Below are 24,367 nucleotides of genomic sequence, written 5' to 3' on the forward strand. Positions count from 1 at the left end.
GGGACGGGGCTTGATGTGATGGATGCTGACCGCGGCGTTCAGCTCTCCAGCGTTTCTCCGCGTGCCGGCTCGTCGGCCATGAAGGGCAGGGTAATGTCCACCCGCAGCCCGCCATCACGCCGGTTGGCGGCACGGATGAAGCCCTGGTGCGCCTCCACGATGCGGCGGGCAATCGATAGTCCCAGTCCATGTCCGGCACTGTTGCTCTTGGTACGGCTGCTGCGGAAGAACAGTTCGAAGATGCTGTCCATTTCTTCCTCCGGCACGCCCGGCCCGCGATCCAGGATGGACAGGTGCAGCAGCTTGTTGTCTTCGTCGATCTCGGTCACGACCTGTACCGCCGTCTCGGGCGCGGTGTGCTTGATGGCGTTGCGCAGCACGTTTTCGATGGCGCGGTAGAGCAGTTCAGGATTGCCCTTGACCTGCACCCTGCAATCGATGCTGCTTTCCACCTCCTTGCCCAACGCCTCGGCCTCGAAACTGGCGTCATTGGTCATGTCGGCCAGCAAGGGCTGGATGGCGATGGCTTCTTCCATGGAGCCGGGCACATTGGCTTCCAGGCGCGAGAGGGTCAGCAATTCACCCACCAGCTTGTCCATGCGCACGCTCTCGCGTTCGATGCGTTCCAGGGTCAGTTCCAGCTTGTCCTTGTCTTGCACGCGCGCCAGGCCGATGGCCATCTGCAGGCGCGCAATGGGTGAGCGCAGCTCGTGCGAGACGTCGTGCAACAGGCGGCGCTGGCTTTCCATCAGGGTGCGCAGCTTGCTCGTCATGACGTCGAAGTCGCGGCCCAGGTCGGCCAGTTCATCGTTGCGGGCGCTCATGACCGGCTCCAGCTCAAGATCCAGATTGCCATTGGCGGCCTGGTTGAGGGCGTTCTTGAGATGCCGGATCGGATGCGAGAAGTACCAGGCCAGCAGCAGCGCAAACACCAGACTGGCCAGCAGCGCCACGACGATGGGCATGGTCGGGAAGAACAGCGGCTTGGGACCGTGCTCCTTCATGAAGCGCGGCTCGGGACCCGGCATGCCCCCCGGCGGCGGACCGAACTCGTCGTTGGGCGTGGGAATGAACATCAGGTAGCTGTGGCCGTTGGCGGCCTTGACCAGCTCCACCACCCGGCGATCACGCTCGGTGGTCAGCACCCGGCGTGCCTGTGCTACCAGATGCGCAGACACCTCGCGGCCCATCAGGTCCTGGTTGTTTTCGTCGACCGCATACAGTTGCAGGCGATGTGGCCGACCTTCGTTGATCAGGCTGCGCAGGGCTTCCGGGCCTCCGAACTGCAGGGTGGCGGCGGCCGAGCGGATCATGAAGGAAGCCGGCGGACTGAGGTCGATCTCCGAATTGCGGTTGCTGCGTTCCAGATTCTCGATCCAGAACAGCACGCCCACGCCGAAGGTGGCAGTGATCTGGGCGATCGCGATGAAGAAGAAGAACTTCCAGAAAAGCCGGCCCACTTTATTCCTTGATGAACTGATAGCCCAGGCGGTAGACGGTCTGAATGCAGCTCTTGTCGCTGCCCAGCGCGGCGATCTTCTGACGGATGCTGGAGAGGTGCACGTCGATGTTGCGGTCGAAGCGCGCCAGCGGACGGCCCAGGCCCTGTTCGGACAGGGTCTGCTTGCTGACCGGCTTGCCGGCGTTGCGGGCCAGGACTTCGAGCAGGTTGAATTCGCTGCTGGTCAGTTCCAGCGGGCGGCCGTTCCAGGTGGCGCGACGCTGTTCCGGCCACATCGACAGGGCACCCACGGCCAGCGGGGAATAGGGCGCCTGCTCACTGTTCTCGGCCGAGGCGCGGCGCAGGATGGCACGGATGCGTGCGGCAATCTCGCGCGGGGTGCAGGGCTTGGGGACGTAGTCGTCGGCACCCAGTTCCAGGCCGATGATGCGGTCGGTGTCGTCGCCCTTGGCGGTGAGCATCACCACCGGCATGTTGCTCTTGGCGCGGATGCGGCGCAGGGTGTCGACGCCGTTCAGGCGCGGCATCATCACATCCAGCACGGCGATGGCGTACTGTCCGGTAAGCGCCTCGGCGGCACCGGCTTCACCGTCATGGGCGACGTTGACTTCGAATTTTTCCTGCTCCAGGTATTCCTTGAGCATCTCGACGAGTTCCACGTCATCGTCGATCAAAAGCACTTTAGACATTGCTGCATTCCATTCTCGAATTGCCCTGCCTCCAGGCCGCAGGGCGTCGGCAGCCCGTAATATGCCGTAAAAGGTTTTGCAGAAGTGTTTCAGTCCTTCTTTACAATTGCATCTTTACATTCATTTACCGCGCTTGGCGACCTGCCCGAAGAGCAGGTGAACTCGCATTTCGCTTCCCGGATATTCACCAGTGCCAGGCGGCAACCCGCATCGCGCCTGGCCTGGAGCGGGATGGTGGGGAACCGGGCTTAACAAGACTTTACTCGGCTTTACGCAGCAGGCGTGAACTTAACACGTCTTGATGACCGATACTTTTGGCATGTACAAGGGAGCGATGCACGGGGCATCGCGCACAATAAAAGGAGTCCGTCATGGCCATGAGCAGCGTGTCGTCCAGCAATTTCAGTCTCGCCAATCTGTCGGCGTTATCCGGTAGCAGCGGCTTTTCCACCAGCGCCACCGCGCGCACCGATGTGCCGCCACCGCCGCCGCCACCGCGCGCAGAGAAGGGCGGCGGCCTGATCGGTGCGCTCAAGGATATCCTGTCCTCGCTGGGCGTGGAGCTCGACAGCACCTCCACCAGTGCCACTTCGGCCAGTTCGGCCACCTCGACTTCCTCTTCCAGCAGCATTTCGTCCTCCAATGTCGATTCCAAGCTCGATGCCTTCCTGCAGGAGCTGATGGCGGCGTTGCAGGGCCAGAACAATTCGCCCCCGGGGCCGCCGCCGTCCGGCGCGACCTCTTCCACGGACAGCGCCAGCAGCACCGACAGCGTGGCGGCGACCAGCGATACCAGCAGCACTGCCAGCACCAGTAGCACGGCCAGCACCGACACTACCGTGCGTTCCTACACGCCTGGCGGCCGCCCGCCGCCGCCCGGGGGTGGTCTGGAGACCGATCTCCAGAGCCTCATTTCCAGTCTTTCCGGCAGCAGCAGCGGGACCGATGCCGGTTCCAGCGATGGCACCGTGTCTTCGCTGGAGAGCGCCTTCAGCAATCTGCTCAGTTCGCTGGGTGCGTCCTCGAGCACGACGTCTCTCTCCAGCTTCCTGCAGAACCTGCAAAGCAAGCTGGCCGCAGGCAAGACCACCGGCAACCTGATCGACACGACCGCGTGAGGGGACGGGTGCTTCGGTCGACGGTGGCCGTGCTAAGCTGCCGGCCATGAATGCTCCCGACCCCGCCACCCTGGCCGGCATCATGGGCCTGATGTGCGAGGCCATCGCCCTGCGCGGTGCCGGCCAGCCTGGCGCGGCCCTGGCCGCACTGGATCAGGCCCTGCTGCTCGATGCCGGCTTTCTTCCCGTGCACATGCAGCGCGCTGCCCTGCTGCTGGAGCGCGCCGATCTGGCCGGCGCAGCCGCCGCCTACGAAGCTTGTCTCGATCTGGTTCCTGACTACGACGAAGCCCGGGTGGCGCATCGCGCCGTCCTGCTGCAATGGATCGATGCCCTGGAAGCCCGGCGCGTCCAGCAAGACCTGTCGCGCACCGACAGGCTGGTTTTGCTGGCGCGCCTGCATTACCGGCTCGACCAGCCGCAGCAGGCGCTGGCGGCCATCGAAGCCGCCTGCCCGCTGCCCTGGCTCGACCAGCAGACCCTGTACGCCGACATCCTGCTGCGGCTCAATCGACATGAGCAAGCGCTGGATTGCTATTCCCCCGACGCAGAGGAGGGCGAGACGCGCGCCCTGATCGCCTTCAACCGTGCCGACATCCTGCGCCGCATGGGCCGGATCGAGGCGGCGCAGGCCGGATATGAAGAAGCCTTGCGTTGCTACCCCGACTTCCCCCAAGCCCAGGTGGGGCGCGCCCATATGCTGCTCACGCGCGGGGACTATGTCCAGGGATGGTGCGCACATGAAGTTCGCTTCCAGATTCCGGAGCTGGCGCGGCGTGCCATTGTCAGCCCCAGTGCGCGCTGGCAGCCGGGCGAGGCGCTCGGCGGCAAGCACGTACTGTTGTGGTCCGAGCAGGGGCAGGGCGATTGTCTGCAATTTGTCCGCTATCTGCCTTTGGTGGCGCAGCAGGCGGACCGGGTCACGCTGTGTGCACCGGCGGGCTTGCTGGCCGTTGTGGCCCCGTCCTTTCCGCAGGTGCGCTGCGTGGCGCATGTCGACGAGGTCGGAGCGCACGATTGCCATGCTTCCCTGCTCAGCCTGCCCCTGCTGCTGGAGCGGCCGCATCCGCGCCAGGCACCGTCCCCTCCCTATCTGCTGGCCGACCCGGCACGCGTGCAGGACTGGCAACGGCGTCTCTGCGAGGGAGCCGGTGCCGCAAGCCCGGTCCGCCTTCCCCGTATCGGGCTGGCCTGGGCCGGACGCCAGTACGCCACCCCGCATCCCAGCCGTGATGTGCCGCTGGCCGATCTGCTGCCGCTGTTTGATCTGCCGGTGGAAGTGGTCAGCCTGCAGAGGGAGATCCCGCTGACCGATCAGGCGCTCCATCAGACCCTGGCCGCCAGGCTCACGACTCTGCCTCTTGCAGACTGGGGTGATACCGCTGCGCTGGCCTGTGCGCTGGACCTGATCATCAGCGTCGATACCGCCGTGGTGCATCTGGCCGGTGCGCTGGGCTTGCCCTGTTTTCTGCCGCAGCGGCTGGAGGGGGAGTGGCGCTGGGGCAGGGAGGGGGAGCAGAGTGTCTGGTATCCCTCGGTGAAGCTGTTCCGGCAGCAAGAGCGCGGGCAGTGGGGCAGTGTCGTCGACGAGATCATTGCCGCTTGTCGTGCGCGTTTTGCCGAGTGGGCATGAGCAGGCCAACCGTGCCGACATGAAAACGGCTGCCCAAGGCAGCCGTGGTCGCAGTGAGGGGGAATGCAGGTCGGGATCAGCGGCGGTGCTGCTTCATCGCCGTCTGGATTTCACGCTGGCTGTCGCGTTGCTTTTCGGTCTCGCGCTTGTCGTGCTGCTTCTTGCCCTTGGCCAGGCCGATGTCGCATTTGACGCGCCCTTTGCTGTAGTGCAGGTTCAGCGGCACCAGCGTGTAGCCGGAACGTTCCACCTTGCCGATCAGCTTGCTGATTTCGGCGGCATTCAAGAGTAGCTTGCGGGTGCGCGTGGTTTCCGGATGCACGTGCGTGGAGGTGCTGGTCAGCGCACTGATGTGGCAGCCGAACAGATAGACCTCGCCATTGCGCACGATCACGTAGGCTTCCTTGAGTTGCACGCGGCCGGCGCGGATCGATTTGACTTCCCAACCTTGCAAGACGAGGCCTGCTTCGAATCGCTCTTCGATGAAGTAATCGAAAAAGGCCTTTTTGTTATCAATAATGCTCATCTAAATAAAAATTCGTCTCGTCGGTTAAAATTGTGCCTTTGCGATTTTATCAAACGGATCACCCTCGATGGCAGTCGTACACAAAACCGTTCTGATCAACTATAGCGCGCAGCAGATGTTCAACCTGGTCGACAAGGTTGAGGACTACCCTGAATTCCTGCCCTGGTGTGGCGGTGTCGAGGTGTCTGAACGCAGTGACCAGAGTCTCACGGCCAAGATCAAGATCAATTATCACGGCTTGAAGCAATCCTTCAGCACCCAGAATACCAACGTGCCCCCCACCAGCATGACCATGCGCCTGGTGGAAGGCCCGTTCAAGCATTTCGAAGGCCGCTGGACCTTCAAACCGCTGCGCGAGGATGCCTGCAAGATCGAATTCGACATGGAATATGAATTTTCCAGCCGCATCCTGGAGGGAGTGATCGGGCCGGTCTTCAGCATGATCGCCAACAGCTTCGTCGATTCCTTCTGCAAACGCGCCGAACAGATATATGGCTGACGATGCCTTTTTGCAAGTCCAGCTCTGCTACGCCGCGCCCGGACTGCAGATTCTGAAAGACTTGCGGGTGGCGCCGGGTTGCACGATCCAGCAGGCCATCCTGGAGAGCGGCCTGCTGCGCGAGCAGCCGGCCATCGACCTGTCGGTATGCAAGGTCGGCATCTTCGGCAAGCTCAAGACCATGGATACGCCCCTGCGCGCGCGTGACCGCATCGAGATCTACCGGCCGCTGATTGCGGACCCCAAGCAGTCGCGCCGCCGCCGTGCCGCGCACCGGGAGCAAGCCGACCGCCCTTGAGCGGCGCTGCTGCCCGGCCCAGAGCCCCAGCCTTCCGGCATTTTTACGACGCCCGGAGGGCAAAACGCAAGTAGAGCAAGACGCGCGATCAGCTTTTCTGTATAATTCGCTTTTGCGCCTATAGGAAACACTATGCGTCTTCTCCAAAAAGCACTCACGTTCGATGATGTGCTGCTCGTTCCGGCCTTCTCGGACATCCTCCCCAAAGACACTTCCCTGACCACGCGCCTGACGCGCAACATTTCGCTGAACATTCCGCTGGTCTCGGCGGCGATGGACACCGTCACTGAAGCTCGCCTGGCCATTGCCATGGCGCAAGAGGGCGGCATCGGCATCATCCACAAGAACCTGACGCCCAAGGAACAGGCGCGCGAGGTTTCCAAGGTCAAGCGTTTCGAATCCGGCGTGGTCCGCGATCCGATCACCATCCCCCCCACCATGAAGATCCGTGATGTCATCGCGCTGTCCAAGCAGCATGGCATCTCCGGTTTCCCGGTGGTGGAAGGCAAGGCGCTGGTGGGCATCATCACCAACCGCGACCTGCGTTTCGAAGAAGAACTGGACGCGGAAGTCCGCGCCAAGATGACCCCGCGCGAGAAGCTGGTCTACGTCAAGGAAAACGGCTCCAGCGCCGATCCCGAAGAAGCCAAGCGCCTGATGAACAAGCACCGCCTGGAGCGCGTGATGGTGGTCAACGATGCGTTTGAGCTGCGCGGCCTGATCACCGTCAAGGACATCGAGAAATCCACCGAACACCCCTTCGCCTGCAAGGACGAACACGGCAAGCTGCGCGTGGGCGCTGCCGTCGGCGTGGGCCCGGACAATGACGAGCGCATCGAGCTGCTGGTCGCCGCCGGCGTGGACGTGATCGTGGTCGATACTGCCCACGGCCACTCGGCTGGTGTGCTCAACCGCGTCAAGTGGGTCAAGACCAAGTTCCCGCACGTGGAAGTCATCGGCGGCAACATCGCTACCGCCGCCGCTGCCAAGGCCCTGGTCGAGCATGGTGCCGATGCCGTCAAGGTCGGTATCGGCCCCGGCTCCATCTGCACCACCCGTATCGTCGCCGGTGTCGGCGTGCCGCAGATCTCGGCCATCGCCAACGTCGCCGAAGCCCTGAAGGGCACTGGCGTGCCGGTGATCGCTGACGGCGGCATCCGCTTCTCGGGCGACGTCGCCAAGGCGCTGGCCGCCGGCGCTTCGGCCGTGATGATGGGCAGCATGTTCGCCGGTACCGAAGAAGCCCCGGGCGAAGTGATCCTGTACCAGGGTCGCAGCTACAAGTCGTATCGCGGCATGGGTTCGCTGGGAGCGATGGCCGACGGTTCGGCCGATCGCTACTTCCAGGACGGCGACAACACCGCCGACAAGTTCGTGCCGGAAGGCATCGAAGGCCGCGTCGCCTACAAGGGCTCGGTGGTCGCGATCCTGTATCAACTGGTGGGCGGTGTGCGCTCCTCCATGGGTTACTGCGGTTGTGGCTCCATCGACGACTTCCGCGAGCGCGCCGAGTTCGTCGAGATCACCGCGGCCGGCATGCGTGAATCGCATGTCCATGACGTGCAGATCACCAAGGAAGCCCCGAACTACCGCGCCGAGTAATTTTCGATGCGGCCACAGCCCGACAGCCCACCGGCATCATGCCAGGCTGTCGGGCTGTTGATCTTTTCAGAAGTCCATTTTTAACGTAGCCAGACCTCACTGCCCATGTCCACGCATTCGCATTCGAAAATCCTGATCCTCGACTTCGGTTCCCAGGTGACCCAGCTCATCGCTCGCCGCGTGCGCGAAGCCGGTGTGTTTTCCGAGGTATTCCCGCATGACGTGACCGACGAGTTCGTGCGCAACTACGGCGCGGCCGGCGTCATCCTCTCCGGCGGCCCCAACAGCGTCACCGAAGGCGACACCCCGCGTGCGCCGCAAGCGGTCTTCGAACTGGGCGTGCCGGTGCTGGGCATCTGCTACGGCATGCAGACCATGGCCGAGCAACTGGGCGGCAAGGTCGAGAACGGCCACCTGCGCGAATTCGGCTACGCCGAGGTACGTGCCCACGGCCACACCAAGCTGCTGGACAACATCAGCGACTTCACCAATGCCCAAGGTCACGGCATGCTGAAGGTCTGGATGAGCCATGGCGACAAGGTCAATGACATGCCGGCCGGCTTCAAGCTGATGGCTTCCACCGGCAACTGTCCGATCGCCGGCATGGCCGACGAGGAGCGTCGTTTCTACGGTGTGCAGTTCCACCCGGAAGTGACCCACACCGTGCAGGGCAAGGCCATGCTGGCCCGCTTCGTGCACGAGATCTGCGGCTGCCAGTCGGACTGGAACATGCCGGACTACATCGCCGAAGCCGTCGAGATGATCCGCCAGCAGGTGGGCAGCGATGAAGTCATCCTGGGCCTGTCTGGCGGTGTGGACAGCAGCGTGGCGGCAGCGCTGATCCATCGCGCCATCGGTGACCAACTGACCTGTGTGTTCGTCGACCACGGCCTGCTGCGCCTGGACGAAGGCAAGATGGTCATGGAGATGTTTGCAAAGAACCTGGGCGTGAAGGTGATCCATGTGGACGCCACCGCACAGTTCATGGGCCATCTGGCGGGCGTGACCGATCCGGAAGCCAAGCGCAAGATCATCGGCCGCGAGTTCGTGGAAGTGTTCCAGGCCGAATCGGCCAAGCTGACCAGCGCCAAGTGGCTGGCCCAGGGCACCATCTATCCGGACGTGATCGAAAGCGCCGGCAAGGGCAAGAAGACCGCCCACACCATCAAGAGCCACCACAATGTCGGCGGCCTGCCGGAAACGCTGAACCTGAAGCTGCTGGAACCGCTGCGTGAACTGTTCAAGGACGAAGTGCGCGAACTGGGCGTGGCGCTGGGTCTGCCGCCGGAGATGGTGTATCGCCATCCGTTCCCCGGTCCTGGCCTGGGCGTGCGTATCCTGGGTGAAGTGAAGAAGGAATACGCCGACCTGCTGCGTCGTGCCGATGCGATCTTCATCGAAGAACTGCGCAATACGAAGGATGAGGATGGCCAGACCTGGTACGAGAAGACCAGCCAGGCCTTTGCCGTGTTCCTGCCGGTGAAGTCGGTTGGGGTCATGGGTGATGGTCGTACCTACGAATACGTGGTGGCCTTGCGTGCCGTACAGACCCAGGACTTCATGACCGCGCATTGGGCGCACCTGCCGCATGAGTTGCTGGGCCGCGTGTCCAACCGCATCATCAATGAGGTGCGGGGCTTGAACCGGGTGGTCTATGACATTTCGGGGAAGCCGCCGGCGACCATTGAGTGGGAGTGACCTGATGTCTGGAAACTGCCGGCATTGATCGGCAGAAAACAACACCCAAGCCTGTGATTTCACGGGCTTTTTCTTGTTCGGTCTGGCATTCAATGAGATGGGCTGGCTGGCGCTGGCAGCGGCAAGCAAGACTTTTCACGGCAGGTCAGCATGCGCGTCAATGCAGACCGTGCGGGCGAATCTTACAAGGAGTACGGGGTTGGTAAACAAATACGAAGGCGAGGTCACCACCGTCTTTCATGGCGACTGCCTTGAGGCTCTGGACAGCATTCCAGATGCGTCGGTCGACCTCATTTTTGCTGATCCGCCCTACAACATCGGCAAGAAGTTCGGTGAGTTCAGGGACGCCTGGCCTTCTGACCTCGCCTATGCCGAGTGGTGCTATCGGTGGCTTGAAGCCTGCATCCGCAAGCTCAAGCCCAGCGGGAGCCTGTATGTCATGAGCAGCACACAGGCGATGCCCTATCTTGACCTGTGGCTGCGTCAACGGATGAGCATACTGTCTCGCATCGTCTGGCATTACGACAGCTCAGGAGTGCAGGCGAAGAAATTTTTCGGCTCGCTCTATGAGCCGATTCTTTATTGCGTCAAGGATGCGAAATCCTACACGTTCAATGCGGCCGACATTGAAGTCGAAGCGCGGACAGGGGCAGTGCGAAAGCTCATGGACTATCGAAAAGAGGTCCCAAGCCCCTACAAGACGACGAAAGTGCCAGGCAATACATGGTACCTGCCGCGTGTGCGGTACCGTATGCCGGAATACGAAGAGCACCCGAGCCAGAAGCCGGAGGCGCTCCTTGAACGCATCATCAAGGCCAGCTCCAACCCTGGCGACATGGTTCTCGACCCGTTCGGCGGGACGTTTACAACATGCGCCGTCGCGCAACGTCTGGGCCGGCGCTCCGTTGGTATCGAGCTGCAGACCGATTACGTGAAGATCGGCCTGCGCAGGCTTGGCATAGCGACCCAGCTCAATGGAGAAACCTTGGCGGCTCCGGACAAGACCTACGTTCGCAAGAACGGCAACGGGGCAAGAGGCGGGGCAGGTGCGCAGGAGCAGGGAGGGCTATTCGATGCCAAGCTTTGACAGTGCCCATCACGCTTTCACCCCGACCCTCCTCGCCGTGCTGAAGAAGCACTTTGGAGACTATGCCCTCGATGTTTTCATGAGCAGCCCAATTCTGGGCTATCTGAACAACAAGACCAGGGCAGCCAACCGCGGATCGAAGGCCAGAGGCGCGTTCGCCAATCACTATGCGCTCTACGTCGTCGTTGAAGATTACATCCAGAAGGGCTACGCCAAGGAAAATGCTGGCCTGTCCTACGCGAAGTACGAGGGAGCTCGCTTTTCTGATTTGTTCCGGCGCCAGCGCGAGTTGCCTTTCGGCGCCAAGCTGCAGAATCATGCACTCAATTCGCGCCTGAATGACGAGTTCAAGAAATTCTACCCTTCTGTCGGCAAGCCTCCTATCGTTCGGGACGTGGCGACCCAGCGCTACTGGATCCAGGAAGATTTGCTGCAAGTCGCTGTCCGCCATAAAGATGGCAAGGACCACATCTACAACATTGCCCCAGCGGTGATCGAGATCATCAATGCCTACGTGGAGGCCAAGCGTGCCGCCTTTGAAGGGTTCCTGGAAACCTGCCGGCAAATCGCGGAGCTGGGCAAGCAGGCCCCGGAGAAGGCCATCGCATTCGTTGTGCAGCAGCTTGCGTCGAACGTTGATGCGCGCGTCTTTGAGATAGTCAGCTACGCAATTCTCAAAGCCAAGTACGGGCAGGAAAGCATTTGGATTGGTGAGACAGAGGAGACGGTTGCCAAGACCGCTCTCGTGCTCTACAAGACGGGTCGCACCAATGCCAATGACGGCGGAATTGACTTCGTCATGAAGCCCCTGGGACGATTCTTTCAGGTGACGGAAACCATCGATGTCAACAAATACTTCCTCGATATCGACAAGGTGCAGCGCTTCCCGATCAGCTTCGTCGTGAAGTCGGTCGAGAGCGCCGAGCAGATTCGAACAGCTATTCGCCAGCAGGCCTTGGCCAAATACAGGATCGAGGCGATCGTGGAGACCTACATGAAGGCCGTGGAAGAGATCATCAACGTCAAAGACCTGATGACAGCTTTTGATGCCGTGGTGGAGTCGGGCGGGCTTCAGAGTGTCATGGATGAAATCGTCGTGCAGAGCAAGGTCGAGTTCAATTACAACGACGATGACGAGGAACAAGACGACGAGGGCGGCGCTACGCTGTCTCTTCTGGAAGGCTAATTTTTTACATGCGCATGCGCTGAGCCCCGCACAGCGCCCCACCCGTCAGCAATAAAAAACCGGACGCAATCTTCATTGCGTCCGGCCGTCTTGCCTATCCTGCGACGTCCCTCAGCCAGGTCGGCCAAAGGGACGCGCATCAGATCATCATTGCATCATTGGTGAATGTTGTTGTGCACGGTTTCCTTCACGAACAGCAGGCCGATCACCACGGTGATGACCGAGATCACGATCGGATACCACAGACCATAGTAGATGTCGCCCTTGAAGGCCACCAGCGCGAAGGAGGTGGTGGGCAGCAGGCCGCCGAACCAGCCGTTGCCGATGTGGTAGGGCATGGACATGGAGGTGTAGCGGATGCGGGTCGGGAACATCTCCACCAGGCAAGCCGCGATCGGGCCGTACACCATGGTCACGTAGAGCACCAGGATGAACAGCAGCAGCAGGACCATGGGCTTGTTCATCTGCTCCGGATCGGCCTTGGCCGGGTAGCCGGCGGCCTTGATGTCATCGGCCAGTTCCTTGGACAGTTGCTTGTCCTTGGCAGCCGCTTCTTCCTTGGACAGGCCAGCCGCATCATATGAAGTGATGATGCGCTCGCCGATCTTGACGGTGGCCACCGAACCCGGTGCACCGGCCACGTTCTGGTAGTTCACCGAAGCCGCCGACAGCTTGGCCTTGACGATGTCGCAGGAGGAGGTGAACTTCTTGGTGCCGGTCGGGTTGAACTGGAACTGGCAGCTGGCCGGGTCAGCGGTGACGATCACCGGCGACTTCTTCAGGGCCGATTCCAGTGCCGGGTTGGCGAAGTGGGTCAGGCCGTTGAAGATCGGGAAGTAGGTCACGGCGGCGATCAGGCAGCCACCCAGGATGATGGGCTTGCGGCCGATCTTGTCCGACAGCGAACCGAAGAACAGGAAGAAGGGCGTGGCCAGCAGCAGAGCCACGGCAATCAGGATATTGGCCGTCGGGCCATCCACCTTCAGGGTCTGGGTCAGGAAGAACAGGGCATAGAACTGGCCGGTGTACCACACCACGGCTTGACCGGCGGTCAGGCCGACCAGTGCCAGGATGACCAGCTTCAGGTTCTTCCACTGGCCGAAGGCTTCGGTCAGCGGTGCCTTGGAGGTCTTGCCCTCGGCCTTCATCTTCAGGAAGGCCGGCGACTCGTTCATGGACATGCGGATCCACACCGAGATGGCCAACAGCAGGATGGAAACCAGGAAGGGAATGCGCCAGCCCCAGTCGGCGAAGGCAGCTTCACCCACCGCGGTACGCACGCCCAGGATCACCAGCAGCGACAGGAACAGGCCCATCGTGGCGGTGGTCTGGATCCACGCGGTAAAGGCGCCGCGGCGGCCTTCCGGTGCGTGCTCGGCCACATAGGTGGCCGCACCGCCATATTCACCGCCCAGCGCCAGGCCCTGCAGGATGCGCAGGGCGATCAGGATGATCGGGGCGGTGATGCCAATGGAGTTGTAGTTGGGCAGCACGCCGACGATGAAGGTCGAGGCACCCATGATCAGGATGGTCACCAGGAAGGTGTACTTGCGGCCGACCAGGTCACCCAGGCGACCGAACACCAGCGCGCCGAACGGACGCACGATGAAACCGGCGGCGAAGGCCAGCAGGGCGAAGATGAAGGCAGTGTTGGGATCGGTGCCGGCGAAGAATTGCTTGGCGATGATGGCCGCCAGCGAACCGTACAGGTAAAAGTCATACCATTCGAAAACGGTGCCTAGCGACGAGGCGAAGATGACTTTCTTCTCCTCCGGGGTGATGCCGCGCGCAGTCGTGTTGACTGATGCTGTGGTCATGTTTGTCTCCTTGGTTTTAATGAGTGTGCTACTACATGGAATGCAGCCAGGTACTCGGGGCAACAATGCAGCAGATGGCCGAATGGGGCGTTATGCAGGAACGCACCGGAGAACAGAGCATGCAGAGCATGAAGAATCGCCTCCCCTCGCTTCCCCGTCTAACACAAACCGCGATATTGACTTCGCATTGCCTGCGTAAGGACCCACTTGTCCATGCGGCGAGTGTGCGACGCCAAACTTACGCAGGACTTGCTCCAAACTTACACAAGCTTACAGCGCAGCAAGCCGGTTTCTAGTTGCGATGCAGCAGCGCAAAGCCCTTCCGGCAAGACCTTGCGGGGTATCAGGGGATATTGCGTCGCAGCGATTGCGGTCGGGGGCTCGCCTTTTGGGGAGGGGGGGCAAAAAAGATTTTCTGTCAGCAATGAGGAACAGAAAGTGAAGCATCTTGCCAGGCATGCGGGTCAGCGGCATGCCTGACCGGCCAGAAAGCCGGTCGTGACGGCGGTGACAGGGCGATGCAGATGCAAATCGCCCTGTCAGCCGGGGACAGCGACGTCAGGCCGGTGCGGTGGCCGGCGTGGCTTGCGCGCTCGGCGAGGGCAGGGCCTCACCTTCCAGCAGCGCCTTGACCACACGCTCGCCCAGTCCCAGTCCCACGCTCATGCCGATACCGGTGTGCATCAGCACCACCGAGGTGTGGTCGTCGATGGCCAGCGCCGAGAAGGGGCCAGGCCCCTTGCTGCCATAGACACCCTGCCAGCGCTCGATCACCTTCACGCGGGTGGCCAGGGTGTGCTCCACCAGACCCAGCAGCAGTTCATCGACTTCTTCGCTGTTGAAGGGGGGAGCATCGGTGCCGTAGTGGTGCGAATCGCCGACGATGAGCTCCTGGTAGGGCGTCGGGCTGACCAGCAGATGGATGCCGTGCTTGTTGAGCAGCGGGGCGTTGGCCTCGATCTCGGCATGCACCGCGCGCGCGCTCGGCAGGTCCGAGAAGGCGCCATAGTGCGTGCAGGACAGGCCGGTCAGCACCGCATGGGTCAGCGGCAGCGGCTCCTCGGTCTTCAGACGCAGCATCTGCAGACGGCACTGCTTCAGGTTCATCGGCTGCAGGCGATCGGCGAAGAGGGTCTGGTAATCGTGGCCCGAGCACACCACCACGCGTTCGGCGTGAAACTCCCCGGCGGTGGTCGACAGACGTCCGTCGGCGGTGCCATGGACCAGCGTATTGAAGCGGAAATGCACGCCCTGCGAGTGCAGGTAGGCCACCAGCGCCGGCATGGCTTCACGCGAATAGAGTTGCAGGTCTTCGGTGCCATGCAGGGCCGAGCGGTGATGGCGGAAGCGCCCGTTGTAGAGGGTGTTGAGTTTGTCGCCTTCGAGCAGGCTGGCGCGGTAATCGTACTGGCGCGCTCGCACGGTCATGAATTCCAGCAGCACGTCATGCTCGGCCTGGCTGCGGGCAAACAGCAGGGTGCCGGCTTCACGGGCGCTGAAATGGGCGCGGGTGGACAGGTGCAGCCACAGGGCGCGGCTTTCGCGGGCCAGGTCCAGCATGATGCCCGGCGGCTGGCCGGTCACCAGGCCCATGCCGAAATTGCGCACGGAAGCGCCCAGGGGCGTACCGGTGCGTTCGAAGACGGCCACCTTGAGGCCGCGCTTGACGGCGGCGTAGGCGTGGGCCAGGCCGAGGATGCCCGAGCCGACCACGGCCAGGTCGAAGTGCTGCGGATCGTGTTCTGAGAGGGAATTGGTCATGGGAGATTGCTCCGTCGGAGTCAGTTGCGAGATGTCGTGTTGCCTGTTGTGCGGGGACACTCTGGCGGCGTCCTGCGATCCTCTCCTGGCACCGTCACGGTGACGCACGAACGCGCCACCGTGACGGTGAGGTGTTGCCGACTGGCTCTGGTCTTACTGCTTCTTCTCGGACTTGCTTTCGTAACGCTTGCTCCACTCGGTCAGGATGCGGTCGCGGTTGGTGCTGGCCCAGGTGAAGTCGTTCTTGATCAGGCGCTTCTCATAGTCGGCCGGCAGCAGTGGATCCGGCTTGGCCACGCCGGGAACGGCGACCACGGCGAAGTTCTTTTCATACAGGGCCATGGCATCCTTGCTGGCCGAGAAGTCAGCCAGTTTCTTGGCCGCTTCCAGGTTCTTGGTACCCTTGACGATGGCGGTGGCTTCGATATCCCAGCCCAGACCTTCGGAGGGCAGGATCACGTCGATCGGGGCGCCTTCCTTCTTGGTCTTGACGGCGCGGTACTCGAAGGCGATACCGATGGGGAATTCACCTGTCGCGGCCTGCTTGCAGGGCTTGGAGCCGGAGTGGGTGTACTGGCCGATGTTCTTGTGCAGGGCGTCCATGTAGGCCCAGCCTTTTTCTTCACCCATCATCTGCAGCCAGGCCGAGACATCCAGGTAGCCGGTCCCCGAAGAAGCCGGATTGGGCATCACGATCTTGCCGGCATAGACCGGCTTGGTCAGGTCAGCCCAGGAGGTCGGCTTGGGCAAGCCTTGCTTTTGTGCTTCCACGGTATTGAAGCAGATCGCCGAAGCCCACACGTCCATGCCGACCCAGGCCGGCGGATTGGCGGCGCTGCGGTACTTGGCATCGATGGCCGAGAGGCCGTGCGGGGCGTAGGGCGTCAACATGCCTTCCTTGTCCAGCAGGGCCAGGCTGGTGGCAGCCAGGCCCCAGATCACGTCGGCCTGCGGGTTGGCCTTCTCGGCCAGCAGCTTGGCCGTGACGATGCCGGTGGAGTCGCGCACCCACTTGATCTCGATGTCCGGATTGGCCTTCTGGAACGCGGCCTGGTAAGCCTTGATTTGGTCGGCTTCGAGGGCGGTGTAGACGGTCAGCGTGGTGGCGGCGTGGGCCTGGGCCGAGAACAGCATGCCGGCGCCGATCAGCGATGCGAGCAGGGAAAACAGCTTGGTTTTTTTCATGATGGCCTTCGTCTGTGAATGGCTGGGTTGAAAACGCGTCGAGGACGCTAGGTGGGGAAATCGTGGTGTAGTCAGTCCGGTTCAGTGGGCGCGGCCCCGGCGCCAGGCCTGGGCCCGCGCCAGCCAGCCGCTGCCGGCCAGGTGCATGAGCAGCGAGGCCAGCGCCGAGCTCAGCAGGATGAGCGTGGACATGGCCGCCGCCGGACCGACGTCGCCGGCATCGTCCATGTTGAGTACCGCCACCGAGGCCAGCACCGTATCGGGGCGATACAGGAAGATCACCGCCGATACCGTGGTCATCGAGGACACGAACAGGTAGCGGAAGATCTCCAGCATCTGCGGCAGGCACAGCGGTACGGTCACGCGCAGGAAGGTCTGCAGCAGTGGCACCTTCAGCGACAGCGAGGCGGCCTCGAATTCCGGATCGAGCTGTTTGAGGGCAGTGACGGCGCTCAGGTGCGCCGTGGTGTAAAAGTGCACGATGCAGCACAGCACCAGCAGTGTCATCGTCCCGTAGAGGAAGTTGAACGGATTGGCCGGACGGTTGAAGAAGAGCAGGCTGCCCAGGCCCAGCACCAGGCCGGGCACGGCCATGGGCAGGAAGCACAGCATGCGCAGCAGGGGCGAGAGCCAGCGCTGGCCGCGCGTCTTTTCCATCAGCCAGGCACCGGTGAAGATGACCACGGTGCCAGCCACGCTGGTGCCGCAGGCCAGTCTCAGACTGTTCCAGTAGGCCAGCCAGCCGCCGCCATCCATGTTGTCGAAGTCGTAGTGCTGCCAGGTCAGCTGCAGGTTGTAGGGCCACAGCTTGACCACCGACGCACCCATGGCGACCACGATCATCATCAGGATGGCCGCAGCGATGAGCGCCACCGCCAGCAGGTTCAGGCCATCGCGGCGCCAGTCGGGACGCGGTATGTAGGCTTCCGAACGGCTGCTCATGGTGGCGCGCTGGCGGCGCTGCAGCCAGGCGTCCAGGGCGAAGGTCAACAGGGCCGGCACCAGCAGCAGCAAGCCGATCAGCGCACCGCGCCCGAACTGCTGCTGACCGACCACGGCCTTGTAGGCTTCCACGGCCAGCACGCTGTAGGCGCCACCGGTGATCTTGGGCACGCCGAAGTCGGTGATGGTGAGCGTGAAGACCAGACACAGCGCACCAAAGATGCCATAGCGCGTGGTCGGCAGGGTGACCGTGGTGAAGACGCGCCAGCGCGAGGCGCCCATGGCATGGGCCGCATCGTAGAGGCGACCGTCGGCCTGCGACAGCGCCGACAGCAGGATCATCATGGCATGCGGGAAGGTGTAGAACACTTCACCCAGCAGGATGCCCCAGAAGCCGTAGATGCTGCCATCCATCCATTCCTTGAACAGTCCCTGATTACCGAACAGGTAGATCAGCGCGATGCCCGGCAACAGCGACGGCGCCAGCAGCGGCAACAGGCCGATGCCGCGCCACAGGCCCTTGCAGGGAATGCAGCTGCGCTGCAGGGCGTAGGCGAACACATAGGCCAGCGGCACCGTGACCACGGCAGTGACTGCCGAGACCCACAGGCTGCGTCCCAGCAGCGGCAGGAAATTGATATTGGCAAACAGGGCTACGAAGGGCTGGATACCGGCCCAGTTGCCCTCGGGCGTAAGGAAAGCCTGTGCCAGGATGAACAACAGGGGGCCGCCCAGACCAAGCGACAGCAGCACCAGCAAGAGCCATTTCAATGCGCCCGGCAGCCACTGGCTGCGGTCGGTGCCGGCGCGGCCGGCCTGTGCCGTGGCGGGCAGGGTCTGGTCGAGTGCCATGGCAGTCAGTGAGCGGGCAGGGGGCAGGGAAGATTGCATCGTCATGAATGTTGCGGCTCAGGCAAAGACCCGCAGTGCCTGGCGCGGCAAGGCCACCCACAGATCGTCGTGTGCCGACAGGGCGGTCAGGCGCTCGTGCGAATCGCCGCTGACGTCGGCCAGCAGGGTCTGGCCCGGCAGCGCATCCGCTGACAAGGCCAGGCGGTAGCGGTGCCCGAGATAGATGCGATCGACCACACGCGCCCGGAAGCGGTTGGCACAGTCTTCGGTGGCGAACAGTTCCACGGCCTCGGGCCGGCAGAACAGGCGGCCGCTTTGCAGCTCCGCTTCTTCGGGACGCACTTCGAGGCGCAAGGCCCCCACGGTGACCTGCGACCCCGAGATGCGCGAAAACGGCAGCCAGTTGGCATGACCGATGAAGTCCGCCACGAAAGGTGTGGCCGGACGGCGGTAGATCTCGGCGGGCGTGCCGAACTGCTCGATGCGCCCGTGCTGCATGACGGCGATGCGGTCGGCCATGACCATCGCTTCTTCCTGGTCATGCGTGACCATGAGGGTGGTGATGCGGAACTGCTTTTGCAGGCGGCGGATTTCCAGTTGCAGGTGTTCGCGTACCTGCGCATCCAGTGCCGAAAGCGGTTCATCGAGCAACAGCAGTGAAGGCGACGGCGCCAGTGCACGCGCCAGAGCCACGCGCTGCTGCTGGCCGCCGGACAGCTGGCCGGGATACTTGGACTGACTGCCGTCCAGGCCGACCATGGCCAGCATCTCCGTGACGCGCGCCTGGCGTGCCTGGCGCTTCATATTGCGCAGGCCATAGGCGACGTTGTCGGCCACGGTCAGATTCGGAAACAGGGCATAGGACTGGAACAGAATGCCGTAATCGCGCGATTGCGGCGGCAGACCGGAAATGTCCCGACCGGCGGCCACGAGCTGGCCGGCGTCCTGGCGCTCCAGCCCGGCGATGGTGCGCAGCAGGGTGGTCTTGCCGCAGCCCGACGGGCCCAGCAGGCAGACCATCTCTCCCCGGTGCACTTCCAGCGACACCCCGTCCAGCGCGGTAAAGGCCCCGAAGCGTTTTTCGATACCGCGTACCGACAGGAAACGCTCGCCGGCATCGGCATCATCAGGCGGACAAACCGGCATCGCGAGGGCGGCGGCGCAAGAGGGTGTGGGCATCATCTCGGAAGGTGTCTGGCTGGCTCGTGGTTTTGCCCAAACGCAGCGCCCATGCGGGCTTGCGCCTGACGGGCCGACCCGTTCAAAGGCAAGCGGATGGTACGGGCCTAATATGACTGCTGGATGACACCCCCTGCTGTGATAGCGGACTGGAATCCTTGCTATAGATTGAAGCTATGGATCGGCCTTCGGGCTCTCGCGGCGGGGGAATCCGCGGCGGAAATGACTGTCCAAATTTGGTCAGATCCTTCATTGACGCCGTACGGCGGGTGAAGCAAGATCATTCAGTCCTTTGGAGGAGCAAATGAACAAAAACGGCAAGCCCGGGCGGCGACCCGGGATGCGGCTGGCGATGTCAGGCGTGGGCGTGGCCGCCATGCTGGCGGCCTGCTCGGCGCCGGAGAGCACCCAGCAGGAGCGTGACGCACTGGCACGCGCCCTGATCGAGCAGAAGAAGACCACCGAAGACGCCACCTCCACCGCCACCACCGTGGAGGGCTACAAGGTCGACCTGGCCAGGCGCATTTCCCAGGTCAATTTCACCAGTGTCTACATAGAGCGCCCGCAAGCCTTGCTGCGCTCGGTGATCGTCATCAAGTACGTGGTGGATGGTGAGGGAAACCTGGTCAGGAGCGAGATCCTGCGCAGCAACCGCGACAAGCACGCCGAGGCCAGCGCCCTGGGCAGCCTGAAAACCGCGGCGCCCTTTCCCAAGCCGCCACCGGCGCTGCTCAAGCAGGGCCGTATCGAACTCTCGGAGAGCTGGCTGTTCAACAACGATGGCCGTTTCCAGTTGCGCAGCGTGGCGCTGGCCCAGATGGACCGATAGCGGTTCCCGGCAAAGATGCCTGCCGGCATTGGCATGTGTATAATGTCGCGCGAGCATGACGGTGTGCGTTGTGTCTCCCGGGCCTGACGGGCCTGCGCCGGATCAGGGCGAACGCGAGTTCGCCTTTTTTCTTATCGGCGCGCGCCAGCGGCAGTCTTCGCTGATCCCCGCTGTCCTTCATTGACCAGATCGTTTATTGATTGGCTATACATGTTTGATTTCATTCGTACTCACCAGCGCCTGATGCAGTTCCTGCTGCTGCTGTTCATCTTCCCGTCGTTCGCCTTCTTCGGCCTGGAGGGTTACAGCCGCCTGACCGACGACAGCGGCGTGGCCAAGGTGGCCGGCCAGACCATCACCAAGGAAGAGTGGGATGCCGCGCATCGCCAGCAGCTCGAACGCATGCGCCAGGTGTATGGCAATCAGTTCGACAGCAAGATCTTCGATAGCCCGCAGGCGCGCCGCGCCATCCTCGACAACCTGATCGCCCAGCGCGCCCTGGGCGCCGAGGTGGTGGCCAGCAAGCTGGTGGTGCCGGACCAGGTACTGCAGCAAAGCATCCTGCAGATTCCCGGCCTGACCAAACCGGACGGGACCTTCGACAATGAGCAGTACCGCGTGCTGCTGGCCGCGCAGGGCATGACCCAGAAGTCCTACGAAGCCGGCCTGCGCCGCGAAATGGCCGTGCAGCAGTTGAATGCTGCCATCCAGAGCACCGCTTTCGCGCCCAGGACCGTGGCCGAGAACCTGTCCAACCTGAACGATCAGGAACGTACCGTCCAGATGCTCAACTTCAAGCCGGACAGCTACGCCAGCCAGGTCAAGGTGACCGACGACATGCTCAAGGCCTACTACGACAAGAACACCGCCCGTTTCGAGACCCCGGAACAGGCCGACATCGAGTACGTGGTCCTGGATGCGGCGGCCGTGGCTGCCCAGGCCACTGTCACCGATGACGATATCAAGTCCTACTACGAGCAGAACCAGAAGCAGTACGCCACCGAAGAACAGCGTCGCGCCAGCCACATCCTGATCACCGTCAAGAAGGATGCCTCGGCGGCCGACAAGGCTGCAGCCAAGAGCAAGGCCGATGCTCTGGTGGCGCAGCTGCGCAAGAATCCGGGTGACTTTGCCAAGCTGGCCAAAGCCAATTCGCAGGACCCCGGCTCGGCCGCCAACGGTGGCGACCTCGGTTACTTCAGCCGCGACGCCATGGTCAAACCCTTCGCCGATGCCGCCTTCAGCCTGAAGCAGGGCGAGATCAGCGATCCGGTGGAGTCCGACTTCGGCTATCACGTCATCGAGGTGACCGGCATCAAGCCGGCGTCGGTCAAGCCGCTGGAATCGGTCAAGGCCGAGATCGGTGCCGACATCAAGAAGCAGATCGCCGCCAAGAAGTATTCGGACATGGCCGACCAGTTCAACAACCTGGTCTATGAAAACGCCGACAGCCTCAAAGCCGTCTCCGACAAGCTCAAGCTGAAGATCCAGACCGCCTCCGGCGTGACCCGCCTGCCCAACCCGGCAGCCGGTGCGGCACCCTACAACAATGCCAAGTTCCTGAGCGCACTGTTCACCGACGACGTGATCAAGGGCAAGCACAACACTGAAGCCGTGCAGACCGCTCCCAACACCCTGGTGGCCGCGCGCATGACCAGCTACAAGCCGGTGTCCAAGCGCCCGTTCGAGGAAGTCAAGGCGGAGGTGCAGAAGGACGTGGTGGCAGCCGAAGAGCAATCCCTGGCAGTGAAGGCGGGCCAGGAACGCCTGGCCCAGCTGCAGGCCAAGGATGATGCCAGCGGCTTCAGCGAGCCCAAGGTGGTGTCCCGCGTGAAGTCCGACGGCTGGACCCAGGAAGCCTTCAACGCCGTCATGAAGGCCGATACCGCCAAGCTGCCGGTCTACGTGGGCGCCGAGACGCGCGGCCTGGGCTACCAGATCTACCGTATCACCAAGGTGGAACAGCCCAAGACCGTCGACACCGCACGTCGCAAGGCCGAACAGGAGCAGATCACCGCCGCCTTGTCGCAGCAGGATGCCCTGGGCTACCTGGACTACCTGCGCGAGAAGGCCAAGACCAAGCTGCTCAAGGGGGCTGCTGCGGTGAGCGCGGATGATGCTGCCAAGTGAGCGCCAAGTGAGCTAATCGCACGGCCCGCCGTGGGGCAGCCAGTGCAAGGAGCGCACCGGGATCGTGAATCGGTGCGCTGTGCTGCCCCAGCACGGGGAGTTGTCGGCATGACCGCCACAATTTGCTAAAAAATTTACACAGGCCGCTTTTCCAGCGGCCTTTTTTGTTTCATCATGGACACCGGCGCTGCATTCGAGCGGGATGCAACAGGGAGCCGGCACCGGGGAATCCGCTTCAATTCTTCCATCGTCCGTTGGCGTTTCGTCAGCTTTCCACCGTGTGGGAACATGCAGCTTTTGTGCTGTCGAGATGAAATTCCTGTCATCCGCACGTCATGTTGCGCCGTTTCGGAAACAAACGGCTGCCGTACAAGTTGTCGCTTTCTCCAGTCGACATTCGAAAAGCATCGCAGGGGGTATTTCCACGAGGAGTGCTTCCGATGCGAGACTTGCCCTGAATACGACCCAGTTTTTATGCCTGCCCCAGTCCTGATCATTCGCACCGGAGATGCCAATCCTTCCCTCAAGACCAACTATGGTGGCTATGTCGACCAGATAGGCTGCGCTGCCGGTCTGTGCCGTACCGAGATCGAAGTGGTGACCGTCTATGAAGGCGAGCGCCCGTCCTGCCCGCGCAGTTACCGCGCGGTTTTCATTACCGGTTCACCGGCCATGGTGACTGACAAGGAAGACTGGAGCGAGCGCACTGCCGAATGGATTCGCGACGCTGCCGAACTGGACACGCCCATGTTCGGCATCTGTTATGGCCACCAGTTGCTGACCCATGCCTTTGGCGGCGAAGTCGGCTACAACCCGGCCGGCCGCGCCGCCGGCACCATGCACGTGAGGACGCTGGAATGCTGTCGCCAGGATGAGTTGCTGGGCGTGCTGCCGGACGAATTCCCGGCCCACATGCTGCACATGCAGTCGGTGCTGCGTCCGCCCAAGGACGCCATCGTCATGGCCCGCTCGCCTATGGACCCGCACCACGTCATCAAGCACAAGCACAACGTCTATTCGACGCAGTTCCATCCCGAGTTCTCGCCCGAGTTCGTGCGCGCCCATCTGCATTACTACGCCGATATCTACCGTGGCTGCGGCATCGATGCACAGGCGCTGTGCGAGAAGGTCAGCGAGACGCCGCAATCGGCCGGGCTGCTGCGACGCTTCCTGGCGTTGTACGCGCGGCATTGAAACACCTTCGCCATCAGGAAAAGAGCCCCTGATGCCCGCGACGGCACTGGGGCTTTGTGGCCGGACGATCGCGCTTACTTCAGCCCGACCAGCGGCTTGAGATGCGGCCAGACATTGTCCAGCAGCCTGGGCTGCGCCTGTTCATTGGGATGAATGCGATCAGCCTGGAACTGTGAGAGATCGGCCGCGATCCCCTCGAAGAAGAACGGCACCAGCGCCACCTTGTTGCTCTTGGCCAGCTCCTGGTACATCGCCGCGAAACGGTGCGTGTAGTCGGGGCCGTAATTGGGTGGAATCTGCATCCCCACCAGCAGTACCTTGGCCTTTTGCTGGTGCGCCAGATCGATCATGGCTTGCAGGTTGTCCTGGCTGGTCTTGAGCGGCAGGCCGCGCAGGGCGTCGTTGGCGCCCAGTTCGATCACCACGACGGCCGGCTTGTGCTGCGCCATCAGCGGTGGCAGGCGGTTGCGCCCGCCGATGGTGGTGTCGCCGCTGATGCTGGCATTGACCACCTGGTAATCCAGCTTGTTCTGCTGCAGCCGCTTCTGCAGCAGGCCGGTCCAGCCGGTGCCGCGCTGCAGGCCATATTCGGCGGACAGGCTGTCACCGAGCACGAGCAGGTTTTTTGGGGCAGAATAAGCGCTCGTCGCCGCTACCATCAGCACGACGCCCGCCAGCAG

The 24,367-nt window shown here is 62.5% G+C and carries 20 protein-coding genes; 11 read left to right on the plus strand and 9 right to left on the minus strand.

Annotation, left to right across the window (positions count from 1 at the left end; all coding sequences use genetic code 11):
• Positions 1-38: 38 nt before the first annotated feature.
• Both GWL_RS07865 and GWL_RS07870 read right to left on the minus strand, forming a co-directional pair.
• Complete coding sequence (locus GWL_RS07865) at positions 39-1,460, minus strand: ATP-binding protein (protein WP_008328500.1); 1,422 nt, start codon at positions 1,458-1,460, stop codon at positions 39-41.
• A 1-nt stretch (position 1,461) separates the two neighbouring features.
• Positions 1,462-2,151 (minus strand): response regulator transcription factor, encoded by a 690-nt coding sequence (locus GWL_RS07870; protein WP_008328501.1) that lies wholly within the window; start codon positions 2,149-2,151, stop codon positions 1,462-1,464.
• Between the two features lie 371 nt (positions 2,152-2,522).
• Between GWL_RS07870 and GWL_RS07875 the strand changes: the two genes are divergently transcribed.
• Both GWL_RS07875 and GWL_RS07880 read left to right on the plus strand, forming a co-directional pair.
• Entirely contained in the window at positions 2,523-3,269 is a 747-nt protein-coding gene (locus tag GWL_RS07875; protein ID WP_008328502.1) for a hypothetical protein, read from the plus strand.
• Positions 3,270-3,315: 46 nt separating this feature from the next.
• Positions 3,316-4,902, plus strand: a complete 1,587-nt coding sequence (locus GWL_RS07880) for a tetratricopeptide repeat protein (RefSeq protein WP_008328512.1) — start codon at positions 3,316-3,318, stop codon at positions 4,900-4,902.
• A 76-nt stretch (positions 4,903-4,978) separates the two neighbouring features.
• On the opposite strand, the gene smpB is transcribed toward GWL_RS07880, so the two are convergent.
• Positions 4,979-5,428, minus strand: a complete 450-nt coding sequence (smpB, locus tag GWL_RS07885) for an SsrA-binding protein SmpB (protein ID WP_008328521.1) — start codon at positions 5,426-5,428, stop codon at positions 4,979-4,981.
• Positions 5,429-5,495: 67 nt separating this feature from the next.
• Here smpB and GWL_RS07890 point away from each other — a divergent pair, with 67 nt between their 5' ends.
• The 6 genes from GWL_RS07890 (at position 5,496) to GWL_RS07915 (ending at position 11,798) form a co-directional block, all read left to right on the plus strand.
• Complete coding sequence (locus GWL_RS07890) at positions 5,496-5,927, plus strand: type II toxin-antitoxin system RatA family toxin (protein ID WP_008328522.1); 432 nt, start codon at positions 5,496-5,498, stop codon at positions 5,925-5,927.
• Positions 5,920-6,225 carry an RnfH family protein gene (locus tag GWL_RS07895; RefSeq protein WP_008328524.1) on the plus strand — a complete coding sequence of 102 codons (306 nt, stop codon included), beginning with the start codon at positions 5,920-5,922 and terminating at the stop codon, positions 6,223-6,225. Before GWL_RS07890 ends, GWL_RS07895 begins: the two co-directional genes overlap by 8 nt.
• Before the next feature lie 132 nt (positions 6,226-6,357).
• Positions 6,358-7,827, plus strand: a complete 1,470-nt coding sequence (guaB, locus tag GWL_RS07900) for an IMP dehydrogenase (protein WP_008328526.1) — start codon at positions 6,358-6,360, stop codon at positions 7,825-7,827.
• Between the two features lie 105 nt (positions 7,828-7,932).
• Positions 7,933-9,525, plus strand: coding sequence for a glutamine-hydrolyzing GMP synthase (gene guaA, locus GWL_RS07905; protein ID WP_008328528.1), 1,593 nt, complete (start codon positions 7,933-7,935; stop codon positions 9,523-9,525).
• A 73-nt stretch (positions 9,526-9,598) separates the two neighbouring features.
• On the plus strand, positions 9,599-10,612 hold the full coding sequence (yhdJ, locus tag GWL_RS07910; protein WP_237713539.1) for an adenine-specific DNA-methyltransferase: 1,014 nt from the start codon (positions 9,599-9,601) through the stop codon (positions 10,610-10,612).
• Positions 10,599-11,798, plus strand: a complete 1,200-nt coding sequence (locus GWL_RS07915; protein WP_008328539.1) for a hypothetical protein — start codon at positions 10,599-10,601, stop codon at positions 11,796-11,798. The genes yhdJ and GWL_RS07915 overlap by 14 nt, the downstream gene beginning before the upstream one ends.
• Positions 11,799-11,953: 155 nt before the next feature.
• Here the strand turns inward: GWL_RS07915 and GWL_RS07920 are convergent, their stop codons facing one another.
• From GWL_RS07920 to GWL_RS07940, 5 genes are all read right to left on the minus strand, one after another.
• Positions 11,954-13,615, minus strand: coding sequence for an MFS transporter (locus GWL_RS07920; protein WP_008328541.1), 1,662 nt, complete (start codon positions 13,613-13,615; stop codon positions 11,954-11,956).
• 558 nt (positions 13,616-14,173) lie between these two features.
• Positions 14,174-15,376, minus strand: a complete 1,203-nt coding sequence (locus tag GWL_RS07925) for a TIGR03364 family FAD-dependent oxidoreductase (RefSeq protein ID WP_008328543.1) — start codon at positions 15,374-15,376, stop codon at positions 14,174-14,176.
• Between the two features lie 153 nt (positions 15,377-15,529).
• Positions 15,530-16,510, minus strand: coding sequence for a putative 2-aminoethylphosphonate ABC transporter substrate-binding protein (locus GWL_RS07930; protein WP_085943567.1), 981 nt, complete (start codon positions 16,508-16,510; stop codon positions 15,530-15,532).
• 132 nt (positions 16,511-16,642) lie between these two features.
• Positions 16,643-18,400, minus strand: coding sequence for a putative 2-aminoethylphosphonate ABC transporter permease subunit (locus GWL_RS07935; RefSeq protein ID WP_008328546.1), 1,758 nt, complete (start codon positions 18,398-18,400; stop codon positions 16,643-16,645).
• Positions 18,401-18,412: 12 nt separating this feature from the next.
• Positions 18,413-19,501: a putative 2-aminoethylphosphonate ABC transporter ATP-binding protein gene (locus GWL_RS07940; protein WP_008328548.1), complete on the minus strand. Its 1,089-nt coding sequence runs from the start codon at positions 19,499-19,501 to the stop codon at positions 18,413-18,415.
• A 373-nt stretch (positions 19,502-19,874) separates the two neighbouring features.
• On the opposite strand from GWL_RS07940, the gene GWL_RS07945 reads away from it, so the two are divergent.
• From GWL_RS07945 to GWL_RS07955, 3 genes are all read left to right on the plus strand, one after another.
• Positions 19,875-20,363, plus strand: coding sequence for a hypothetical protein (locus GWL_RS07945; protein ID WP_008328549.1), 489 nt, complete (start codon positions 19,875-19,877; stop codon positions 20,361-20,363).
• A gap of 210 nt (positions 20,364-20,573) precedes the next feature.
• Positions 20,574-22,493 (plus strand): SurA N-terminal domain-containing protein, encoded by a 1,920-nt coding sequence (locus tag GWL_RS07950; RefSeq protein ID WP_008328551.1) that lies wholly within the window; start codon positions 20,574-20,576, stop codon positions 22,491-22,493.
• A gap of 474 nt (positions 22,494-22,967) precedes the next feature.
• Complete coding sequence (locus tag GWL_RS07955) at positions 22,968-23,687, plus strand: glutamine amidotransferase (protein ID WP_008328552.1); 720 nt, start codon at positions 22,968-22,970, stop codon at positions 23,685-23,687.
• 74 nt (positions 23,688-23,761) lie between these two features.
• Here GWL_RS07955 and GWL_RS07960 read toward each other — a convergent pair whose 3' ends face one another.
• The gene (locus tag GWL_RS07960) at positions 23,762-24,346 is read right to left on the minus strand and encodes an arylesterase (RefSeq protein ID WP_304412051.1); all 585 of its coding nucleotides are present in this window, start codon (positions 24,344-24,346) and stop codon (positions 23,762-23,764) included.
• Between the last annotated feature and the right edge of the window lie 21 nt (positions 24,347-24,367).

Origin of the sequence: Herbaspirillum sp. GW103, assembly GCF_000261365.1 — a bacterium.
Lineage (GTDB): Bacteria > Pseudomonadota > Gammaproteobacteria > Burkholderiales > Burkholderiaceae_D > Herbaspirillum.

Bases quoted from the DNA above. Each gene is read 5' to 3' on its own strand.
- GWL_RS07870 (WP_008328501.1), bottom strand. From the start codon at position 2,151: ATGTCTAAAGTGCTTTTGATCGACGATGACGTGGAACTCGTCGAGATG.
- GWL_RS07875 (WP_008328502.1), top strand. From the start codon at position 2,523: ATGGCCATGAGCAGCGTGTCGTCCAGCAATTTCAGTCTCGCCAATCTG.
- GWL_RS07880 (WP_008328512.1), top strand. From the start codon at position 3,316: ATGAATGCTCCCGACCCCGCCACCCTGGCCGGCATCATGGGCCTGATG.
- smpB (WP_008328521.1), bottom strand. From the start codon at position 5,428: ATGAGCATTATTGATAACAAAAAGGCCTTTTTCGATTACTTCATCGAA.
- GWL_RS07890 (WP_008328522.1), top strand. From the start codon at position 5,496: ATGGCAGTCGTACACAAAACCGTTCTGATCAACTATAGCGCGCAGCAG.
- GWL_RS07895 (WP_008328524.1), top strand. From the start codon at position 5,920: ATGGCTGACGATGCCTTTTTGCAAGTCCAGCTCTGCTACGCCGCGCCC.
- guaB (WP_008328526.1), top strand. From the start codon at position 6,358: ATGCGTCTTCTCCAAAAAGCACTCACGTTCGATGATGTGCTGCTCGTT.
- guaA (WP_008328528.1), top strand. From the start codon at position 7,933: ATGTCCACGCATTCGCATTCGAAAATCCTGATCCTCGACTTCGGTTCC.
- GWL_RS07915 (WP_008328539.1), top strand. From the start codon at position 10,599: ATGCCAAGCTTTGACAGTGCCCATCACGCTTTCACCCCGACCCTCCTC.
- GWL_RS07920 (WP_008328541.1), bottom strand. From the start codon at position 13,615: ATGACCACAGCATCAGTCAACACGACTGCGCGCGGCATCACCCCGGAG.
- GWL_RS07925 (WP_008328543.1), bottom strand. From the start codon at position 15,376: ATGACCAATTCCCTCTCAGAACACGATCCGCAGCACTTCGACCTGGCC.
- GWL_RS07930 (WP_085943567.1), bottom strand. From the start codon at position 16,510: ATGCTGTTCTCGGCCCAGGCCCACGCCGCCACCACGCTGACCGTCTAC.
- GWL_RS07935 (WP_008328546.1), bottom strand. From the start codon at position 18,400: ATGACGATGCAATCTTCCCTGCCCCCTGCCCGCTCACTGACTGCCATG.
- GWL_RS07940 (WP_008328548.1), bottom strand. From the start codon at position 19,501: ATGCCGGTTTGTCCGCCTGATGATGCCGATGCCGGCGAGCGTTTCCTG.
- GWL_RS07945 (WP_008328549.1), top strand. From the start codon at position 19,875: ATGCGGCTGGCGATGTCAGGCGTGGGCGTGGCCGCCATGCTGGCGGCC.
- GWL_RS07950 (WP_008328551.1), top strand. From the start codon at position 20,574: ATGTTTGATTTCATTCGTACTCACCAGCGCCTGATGCAGTTCCTGCTG.
- GWL_RS07955 (WP_008328552.1), top strand. From the start codon at position 22,968: ATGCCTGCCCCAGTCCTGATCATTCGCACCGGAGATGCCAATCCTTCC.
- GWL_RS07960 (WP_304412051.1), bottom strand. From the start codon at position 24,346: ATGGTAGCGGCGACGAGCGCTTATTCTGCCCCAAAAAACCTGCTCGTG.